Annotated in this window: 8 protein-coding genes and 1 pseudogene; 6 read left to right on the forward strand and 3 right to left on the reverse strand. The window is 68.7% G+C overall.

Annotation, left to right across the window (positions count from 1 at the left end; genetic code table 11):
- The first annotated feature begins 5 nt into the window (after positions 1 to 5).
- Positions 6 to 323 (forward strand): osmotically-inducible lipoprotein OsmE, encoded by a 318-nt coding sequence (osmE, locus tag DK254_RS25190; RefSeq protein WP_256596011.1) that lies wholly within the window; start codon positions 6 to 8, stop codon positions 321 to 323.
- Positions 324 to 340: 17 nt separating this feature from the next.
- Here osmE and DK254_RS25195 read toward each other — a convergent pair whose 3' ends face one another.
- On the reverse strand, positions 341 to 595 hold the full coding sequence (locus DK254_RS25195) for a hypothetical protein (protein ID WP_089390068.1): 255 nt from the start codon (positions 593 to 595) through the stop codon (positions 341 to 343).
- A 112-nt stretch (positions 596 to 707) separates the two neighbouring features.
- On the opposite strand from DK254_RS25195, the gene DK254_RS25200 reads away from it, so the two are divergent.
- On the forward strand, positions 708 to 1,163 hold the full coding sequence (locus tag DK254_RS25200) for a GyrI-like domain-containing protein (protein WP_109936007.1): 456 nt from the start codon (positions 708 to 710) through the stop codon (positions 1,161 to 1,163).
- 1 nt (position 1,164) lies between these two features.
- Here the strand turns inward: DK254_RS25200 and DK254_RS25205 are convergent, their stop codons facing one another.
- Positions 1,165 to 3,237 (reverse strand): AsmA family protein, encoded by a 2,073-nt coding sequence (locus DK254_RS25205; protein ID WP_109936008.1) that lies wholly within the window; start codon positions 3,235 to 3,237, stop codon positions 1,165 to 1,167.
- A gap of 485 nt (positions 3,238 to 3,722) precedes the next feature.
- Between DK254_RS25205 and DK254_RS25210 the strand changes: the two genes are divergently transcribed.
- Positions 3,723 to 4,388 carry a phage infection protein gene (locus DK254_RS25210; protein WP_109936009.1) on the forward strand — a complete coding sequence of 222 codons (666 nt, stop codon included), beginning with the start codon at positions 3,723 to 3,725 and terminating at the stop codon, positions 4,386 to 4,388.
- Positions 4,389 to 4,457: 69 nt separating this feature from the next.
- Here the strand turns inward: DK254_RS25210 and DK254_RS25215 are convergent, their stop codons facing one another.
- On the reverse strand, positions 4,458 to 5,759 hold the full coding sequence (locus tag DK254_RS25215; RefSeq protein WP_109936010.1) for an MFS transporter: 1,302 nt from the start codon (positions 5,757 to 5,759) through the stop codon (positions 4,458 to 4,460).
- Positions 5,760 to 6,010: 251 nt separating this feature from the next.
- Here DK254_RS25215 and DK254_RS25220 point away from each other — a divergent pair, with 251 nt between their 5' ends.
- From DK254_RS25220 to DK254_RS35275, 3 genes and pseudogenes are all read left to right on the forward strand, one after another.
- Positions 6,011 to 6,256, forward strand: a complete 246-nt coding sequence (locus DK254_RS25220) for a DUF6868 family protein (protein WP_089390281.1) — start codon at positions 6,011 to 6,013, stop codon at positions 6,254 to 6,256.
- A 304-nt stretch (positions 6,257 to 6,560) separates the two neighbouring features.
- Positions 6,561 to 7,442 (forward strand): annotated as a pseudogene (locus DK254_RS35270) (methyl-accepting chemotaxis protein); the annotation flags it as partial.
- Positions 7,443 to 7,640: 198 nt separating this feature from the next.
- On the forward strand, positions 7,641 to 8,115 hold a 475-nt coding region (locus DK254_RS35275; protein ID WP_371921195.1), incomplete at its 3' end, for a methyl-accepting chemotaxis protein.

Consider the following 8,115-nt stretch of genomic DNA (forward strand, 5'->3'; position numbering starts at 1 on the left):
CCGCCCTGGCCCTGCTCGCGGGCTGTTCCCATGAATCCACCCGGGTGCAGAACCCGGTCAACCTGGTGACCTACCGCGACGAGCCGCTGGTGCGCGACGTGCACGACGGCATGAGCAGGGACGAGGTGCTGCGCGTCGGCGGCCCGCCTTCCAGCACCCAGGCGCGGGCATACAAGGCCGGTAGCTGCAACAGCTACATCCTCAACCGGGAAGGCCGCGAGCAGCCCTACTACGTGACCTTCGACGACCAGGGCAGGGTCGACGGGACGGGCTTCCTGAGCTGCTCCGAGCGCGACCGCCACGACCGCGACGCGCACCCCTGAGGTCCGGCCGGCGGCGCTCAGCTGAGCGCCGCCACCAGTTCGGCCTTGGTCATCCGCCAGCGCCCGCGCACACCCGCGCGGGCCGCGCGCGCCAGCAGTTCCTTGCGCGTCATGCCCAGCAGCTTGGCGGTGGCCGGCTTGCTGCGCCGGGCGAGCCTGGCCAGGGCGTCCACCTCCTCCGGGCTGAGGCCCAGCTTCCCGTAATGCGCCTGAACGTGCGCCCGCTGTTTCTCGTGGCGTGCCGAGTGGCCCTGCGTACCGTTGCGCGGCATGGCAATCTCCTTCTGCGGGAGAGGAACAGAGCAATGGACCAGGCGCCGCGGAAAATATTCAGGCGATATCGATGCCGTCTATCATGCGAGCAGGAAAACAGGAGAGGACCTCATGAAACACCACATCGTCGAACTGCCCGCCTTCAGCGTGGTGGGCCTGGAATACCGCGGCGACGGCCAGGAGGGCGGCATCGGCCAGCTCTGGCAGCGCTTCCTGCCGCGCGAGGGCGAAGTCGCCGCGCGGGCCGACGACCGCAGCGCCTATGGCATCTGCGCCCAGGCCGCCGGCGGCGTCTTCCACTACATCGCCGGGCTGCCGGTGGCCCAGGGCGCCGCGGTGCCCGAGGGCATGGTGAAGTTCAAGGTGCCGGCGCAGAAGTACGCGGTGTTCACCCACGTCGGGCCGGTGGAAGGCATCGCCGACAGCTTCCAGCGCATCCACGCCGAACTGCTGCCCCAGCGCGGGCTGGAGCCGCGCCAGGCGCCGGCCTTCGAGCGCTACACCGAGCGCTTCCACGGGCCGGACGACGCCACCTCGGAAACCGACCTGTACATCCCGGTCTACTGACTCAGCGCTTCGGCGCCCGGGCCGGCTGCTTCATCTGCGCCAGCAGGGCGGCGCACTGGTTGTCGTCGTTCTTGCTCGGCGCTATCAGCGCCAGCAGCCCGGCCGCCGGCCCCACCGCCACGCCCAGGGCCACCATGCCGGCGCCGCGGGCGATCAGCGGGCCGGCGTGCACCCCGGCCTTCGGGTTCTTGAAGGTGCCCTGCACGTAGAGCGGCGAGCGCAGCGAGAACAGCCGCACGCCCTTGCTGTGGGGGATGATGTCCAGGTCCAGTTGCTCGGTGGCGAAGTTGCTGGTGCCCTCGACGTTGATGATGGCGTTCTCGGTGTCGAAGGCGAAGATCCGCGGCTGGGCCAGGCCCTTGGCGATGCCGACGTCGGCCGCCGCGCAGTTGATCTTCACGTCGTCGTCGCCGAACAGCTTGGCCACCAGGTAGTTGCCGACGTTGAGCCCGGCGATCTCCATCAGCCCCTTGCTGATCCGCCCGTCGTTGACCAGCAGCTTGATCTCGCCGTCGGCGCCGCCGAGGATGGCCGCCACCGAGTTGCCGGTGCCGCTCAGCGCGGCGTCGCCGTTGAGTTCGCCGAAGCTGGTCTGCATCGGCGCGAAGCTGGGGAACAGCTGCTTGAGCTTGAAGCCGCGGGCCTGCAGTTGCACCCGGCTCTGCAGCGGCGTCTTGCCGCCGTCCAGGCGGATCTGCGCGGTCAGGCTGCCGCCGGCCACGCCGAAGCGCAGCGGGTCCAGGCGCAGCAGGCCGTCTTCCAGGCGCAGGTGGGTCTGCAGGTCGCTGATGGGCAGCTTGTCGCTGTGGACGATGCGCTTGCCGGCGAACGCCACGTCGGCGTCCATGGCGCGCCAGCGCTCGGTGCGGAATTCCTCCACCGGCAGCACCTTGTCCGCCGGCTGGCGGGTGCTCTGGCCGCGCGCCTGCTTCTGCGCGTTGCTGTCGGCGCCGATCAGCGGGCCCAGGTCGACCATGCGCAGTTGCTCGGAGGTCAGCTTGCCGCTGAGTTTCGGCCGCGGCTGGCCGTTGACGAAGGTCAGGCTGCCGTGCAGGTCGCTTTCGCCGACCTTGCCGTTGAAGTTCTGGTATTCGAAGCGCGCCCCGGCGGGGTCGTGCAGCTGCGCGCGCAGGCGGCCGTCGGTGGCGTAGGCCGGGGTGTCGGGGAGGGTCACGCCGGTCAGCGGGTAGAGGTTGGCCATGCTGTTGCCGGCCAGCTTCAGGCGCAGGTCCAGGGCGCCCAGGCGCAGCGGATCGGTGAGGGTGCCGACCACCGCCGCGCGGGTGTCGCCCACCTTCACCTCCGCCTGCAACGGGAAGGGCCGGTTGGCAGCCTCCAGGGCCAGCACGCCGCCGACCTTGCCCTCGCCGGCCAGCGCCAGGCCCTTGTAGGTGCCGCGCACCTTCCAGCCGAACACGTAGTCCTGGGTGGCCGCCGCCTGCTCGCCGCCCAGCGCCTTGCCGGCCAGCTGGGCGAAGGGCACCGGCTTGCCGAGGCTGTCCACCAGCACTTCCAGGCGCGTCTTCAGGGTCTGGTCGTCGAAGCCCACGCGGCCCTTGTCGAAGCCGATCTCGCCGATGGCCAGCGACCAGGGCGTGGGCTGCTCGGCCTCACCCTCTTCCTTGGCCGGCAGGGTGAAGGTCCAGTTGGCGCGGCCGTCGGCCAGGCGCAGCAGGTCGGCGCTGGGCTGCGTCAGGCGCACCTGCGGGATCACCACCTGGTGCCACAGCAGCGGCAGCGGCGAGAGGCGGAACTCCACGTGCCTGAGGCTGGCGAACTCGGCCGCGCGGGTCTTGCCCACCGCCCAGTCGGGGTTGCCCAGGGTGATGTCGCTGGCGGCGAAGTGCGGCCAGGGCACCCAGGCGCGCCAGCCGCCCTCCTCCGGCTCGCGCTGCCAGAGCACCTGCAGCTCGCCGTTGATGGCGAAGGGGCGGCCGATGGCGGCGGAGACCTTGTCGTTAATCAATGGCCGCACGCGGTTCCAGTCGAAGGTGGCGATGAACGCCAGCGCCGCCACCAGCAGGGTGAGCAGGCCGGCAAGGCTGAACAGGCAGATTTTCGCGCCGCGCGTCATGCAGAACTCCTTGTCTCCGCGTCGGTTGGGTGCGCCCAGGCAGGCTCTTCTATCGGGTTGGACCGCAAGGCCCCGGCGAAATGCCGGAAAAATCGCCGGGCCGGAAAATCGAACGGCTCCCCACGATGACACCCCCAAGGATGCGCGAAGCCAGCCCCGGCGTCATTCGTGCCGCCCCGGGACAGGCGCAACCGCTCTGGCACGCGGCTCGGCGAGGCGCCGGGCCGCCTGCGACGATAGCCCTGGCCTTTCGTGCCGGTAGATTTATCTAATCGACAGATATGAACAATCACGTCGATACACTCCATCGAGGCCATTGATAGAAGTCAATATTCAAAATCAACTTATTGTTCCTAAAGGATTAAATCAAACATCATCGACATCGATAGCGACCATTACCCGGCTTCGTTTTTAAATCGATAATCCAGATTGGATACTGGCTCCGTGTCCAGAACAACACCCCTTTCCTCCAGGAGCCAAACATCATGAAACGCACCCTCACCTTCGGTTTCGCCCTTTCCCTGATCGCCGCCAACCTCGCTTTCGCCGCCCCGGCCAGCGTTTCCGCCCAGGCTCCGGCGCAAGTGGCCGAGAGCGGTTCTTCCCACAGCGTCGACCGTCTGCACCAGCAAATGCAGGCCCGCGTCGCCGAGAACGGCAGCGGCCAGACCATCGAACGCCTGCACAAGCAACTGAGCGAGCAGGTCCGCGTTTCGGAGAACGGCAGCAGCCAGACCATCGATCGCCTGCACCAGCAGATGGGTGAAGAGGCCCGCGTCGCCGAGAATGGCAGCAGCCGCACCATCGACCGCCTGCACCAGCAGATGGGTGAAGAGGCTCGCGTAGCCGAGAACGGCAGCTCCAACACCATCGACCGCCTGCACAAGCAGATGGGTGAAGAAGCCCGCGTCGCCGAGAACGGCAGCAGCCGCACCATCGACCGCCTGCACCAGCAGATGGGCGAAGAGGCTCGCGTAGCCGAGAACGGCAGCTCCAACACCATCGATCGCCTGCACAAGCAGATGGGTAGCGAGGAAGCCCGCGTGGCCGAAAACGGCAGCAGCCACACCATCGACCGTCTGCACGGCGCCATGAGCGTTGCCGAATCCGGTGGCGACACCGTCTTCAACGCCCACTTCCGTCAGGTCTGAAGCAACGCGCAGTACACCGCAAGGTGAAAGAAAAGCCCGGCACTCGCCGGGCTTTCTCATTTCTGCGGGTCAGCTCGCCTGGTCGGGCGAGCCGTCGGAGCGGCCGATGCTCGGCGGGGCTTCCACCACCAGCTCTTCCGGCACCTCTTCCACCCGCGGGTCGAGGGTGGCGGCCATGGGGCTGACGGTGTCGGGCATGGCCACGTGGTGCAGCGGCGCCTCGTCGACGCGGTGGATGCCGGTGACGCGCCGGGGCTGCACCCAGAAGATCAGCACCAGCGCATAGGCCGACACCAGCATGTAGAACATGCCCGGGCCGAAGTGGCTCATCAGCGCGCCGGCGAACAGCGGGCCGATGCACGCGCCCACCCCGTAGGTGGTCAGCAGCATGGCCGAGAGCGCCACGCGCCGCGGCTGCTCGACGTGGTCGTTGGCCAGGGCCACCGCCAGCGGGTAGAGGGTGAACAGCAACATGCCGGTGACGAAGCCGTTGGCCAGCAGCGCCCAGTAGGGCAGCTGGATCAACCCCCACATCGGCGCGGCGGCCACGCACAGCAGCAGCGCGTTGCCGCGGATCAGCCAGCTGCGGTTGACGCGGTCCGACAGCCAGCCCAGCGGCCACTGGGCGCAGAAGCCGGCGACGATGCACATGCCGACGAACAGGCTCGACTGCGAGGTGTCCAGCCCGTTGCGGTTGGCGTACACCGGCGCCAGGCCGTAGAAGGCGCCGACCATCAGGCCGGCGACGAAGATGGTGCCCAGCGACTGCGGCACGCGCTTCCAGAAGAAGCCGATCTCCAGCGGCGCCGCCACCAGCTTGGCCGGGTGCACCCGGCGCGTCAGCGCCAGCGGGATCAGGCAGGCGGAGAAGCAGATGGCCACCAGCAGCAACGGCTTGTAGTCCAGCGCCGGGCTCGCCGCCAGCAGGCCCTGGCCCAGCACCAGGCCGAGGTCCACCGCGACCATGTAGCCGGCGAACACCTTGCCGCGCTGGTGGCCTTCGGCCTGCTCGTTGAGCCAGCTCTCGATCACCATGTACTGGTTCATCATCACCGCGCCCATCACGAAGCGCAGCGCCACCCAGACCGCCAGGGTGTCCACCAGCGCGTGCAGCAGCACGATCACCGTGGCCAGGCCGGCGCAGGCCACGTAGGAACGGATGTGGCCGAAGCCGGCGATCAGCTTGTGGCCGAACTTGCCGCCGCAGACCAGGCCGAAGTAGTAGGCCGCCATCAGGCCGCCGACCCACAGGTCGCCGGCGCCCTCGGAGGTCAGGCGCAGGCCCATGTAGGTGGTGAACAGGCCGGAGCCGGCCAGCATCAGGAGGGTGGCGGTGTAGAGCGCGGGGAAGGTGACGAGCGGGCTGAACATGGGGCTACCTCGCCGGGCGGCATGGCGCCCGGCGGACAAGAGGGGTGATCGTTCATGGCGGCCGGCATCCGCGGGCGCACCTGTGCGACCACCACCGCGCGAAACCCGGCCGGTGCCACACCGGAAAGCCCGGCGCAGAAGCCGCGCATTATCCACGCCGGCATCGCCCGCCGCCATTGGCCGCGACGTCCGGCAGCCGCGGAACCGTCCGGCGCAGAGGCGCTCGAATGGAAAAACGCCGGGAGGTTGCCATGAACGTGAAGGACCCGCAGGAATTCCTGCTCTGGTGCACACTGCTCAACTACGCCGTGCTGCTGCTCTGGTTCGGCGCCTTCAGCCTGGCCCACGAGGGCCTGTACCGCCTGCACAGGCACTGGTTCGACCTGGGCCGGGAAGCCTTCGACGTCCTGCACTACGGCGGCATGGCCGTCTACAAGATCGGCATCCTGCTGTTCAACCTGGTGCCGCTGCTGGCGCTGTGGATAACCGGGGGCTGAACGGCCCCCGGAAGGGCGCCTCGTTTCTGGCGTCAGATTTTTCTCGCTTCTTCCTACGGTTTCGCCAAGCCCTGCCGATAAGCCACCGGCGTGGTCCGCCCCGCCATGGCCTCAACAAGAACAATCTCCGAATGGCCTGATTTTTCCGAACCTTTCCTGGAGATCGTCAATGCATAGCTGGATATCCAACCTGAGCGTGAACCTCAAGTTGGCCCTCGGCTTCGGCGTGGTCCTGGCGTTTACCGCCATCCTCGCCGTGGTCAGCTGGGTCGGCCTGGGCTCGCTGATCAACCGCAGCAACTGGATGAGCGACATCACCGAGCTCAATTCCCGGCTCACCAAGCTGCGCATCACCCGCCTGCAATACATGATCGCCGACGGCGGCTAGCAGGAAGCCGGCGCCGTCATGAGCGCCCTGGGCGAATTCAAGGCGCACCGGCAGAAGCTGCGCGGCTACTTCGTCAGCCCCGAGAACGTGCGCATGCTCGACCAACTGGGCGGCGTCATCTCCGACTACGAGAAATCCCTGGCCGCCATGCGCAGCGGCTACCAGAACGCCAACGCCACCCGCCGCGCCCTGGAGGCCGACGCCGCCCGCGCCGGCGAGCTGACCGCGCAGCTCCAGGAAGACGTGCTCAAGGCCCCCGCCGACGAAGAACGCGCCGCCCGCTACCAGGCCATCAGCCGCACCCGCGAGGACCTGCTGCAGGCCCGCTACGACGTGCGCGACTACCTGGCCACGGCCCTGCTCCGCGACGGCGACGGCGTCACCCGCCACCTGGACGAAAGCCTCGCCAGCCTGCCGGCGCTGGAAAGCGCCCTCGGCCCCGACCAGGCCACCCGCGTGCAGCAACTGGGCGCGGCGCTGCGCGGCTACCGCGAGGGCGTGCAGGCGCTGCGGGCGAACATGGCCGCCATCGTCCAGGCGCGCAAGGAAATGACCACCCAGGGCCAGGACATCGTCAAGCTCAGCGAATCCCTCTACCAGCTGCAACTGGACCGCCGCGACATCGAAAGCGCCCACGCCCGCAACCTGCAGGTGCTCTTCACCCTGCTGGCCCTGGTGCTGGGCGGCCTGGCCGCGGTGGTCATCACCCGGCAGATCACCCGCCCGCTGCACGCCACCATGGAAGTGGTCGACCGAATCGCCGCCGGCGACCTGTCCCGCGACATCCAGGTCGAGCGCCGCGACGAGCTCGGCCGCCTGCAACAGAGCATGCAGCGCATGAGCCACAGCCTGCGCGAGCTGATCGGCGGCATCCGCGATGGCGTGACGCAGATCGCCAGCGCCGCCGAAGAGCTTTCGGCGGTCACCGAGCAGACCAGCGCCGGCGCCAACAGCCAGAAGGTCGAGACCGACCAGGTGGCCACCGCCATGCACGAAATGTCCGCCACCGTGCAAGAAGTGGCGCGCAACGCCGAGCAGGCCTCCCAGGCCGCGTCCGCCGCCGACCGCGAAGCCCACGACGGCGACCGCGTGGTGAACCAGGCGGTGGAGCAGATCGAGCGCCTGGCCGGGGAAGTGGAACGCTCCGCCGACGCCATGCAGCGCCTGGAGCAGGAGAGCGAGAAGATCGGCAAGGTCATGGACGTGATCAAGTCGGTGGCCGAGCAGACCAACCTGCTGGCCCTCAACGCCGCCATCGAGGCCGCCCGCGCCGGGGAAGCCGGCCGCGGCTTCGCCGTGGTGGCCGACGAGGTGCGCGCCCTGGCCCAGCGCACCCAGCAGTCCACCGAAGAGATCGAGGCCCTGGTCGCCGGCCTGCAGAGCGGCACCCGCCAGGTCTCCAGCGCCATGCTCGGCAGCCGCGAACTGACCGCCAGCAGCGTGGCCCTGAGCCGCCAGGCCGGCGAATCCC

Source organism: Pseudomonas sp. RW407 (genome assembly GCF_003176655.1).
In the GTDB taxonomy this organism is placed as follows: Bacteria; Pseudomonadota; Gammaproteobacteria; order Pseudomonadales; family Pseudomonadaceae; genus Pseudomonas; species Pseudomonas delhiensis.

Coding starts and splice junctions, on each gene's coding strand:
- DK254_RS25200 (WP_109936007.1), top strand. CDS start 708: ATGAAACACCACATCGTCGAACTGCCCGCCTTCAGCGTGGTGGGCCTG.
- DK254_RS25205 (WP_109936008.1), bottom strand. CDS start 3,237: ATGACGCGCGGCGCGAAAATCTGCCTGTTCAGCCTTGCCGGCCTGCTC.
- DK254_RS25210 (WP_109936009.1), top strand. CDS start 3,723: ATGAAACGCACCCTCACCTTCGGTTTCGCCCTTTCCCTGATCGCCGCC.
- DK254_RS25220 (WP_089390281.1), top strand. CDS start 6,011: ATGAACGTGAAGGACCCGCAGGAATTCCTGCTCTGGTGCACACTGCTC.
- DK254_RS25195 (WP_089390068.1), bottom strand. CDS start 595: ATGCCGCGCAACGGTACGCAGGGCCACTCGGCACGCCACGAGAAACAG.
- DK254_RS25215 (WP_109936010.1), bottom strand. CDS start 5,759: ATGTTCAGCCCGCTCGTCACCTTCCCCGCGCTCTACACCGCCACCCTC.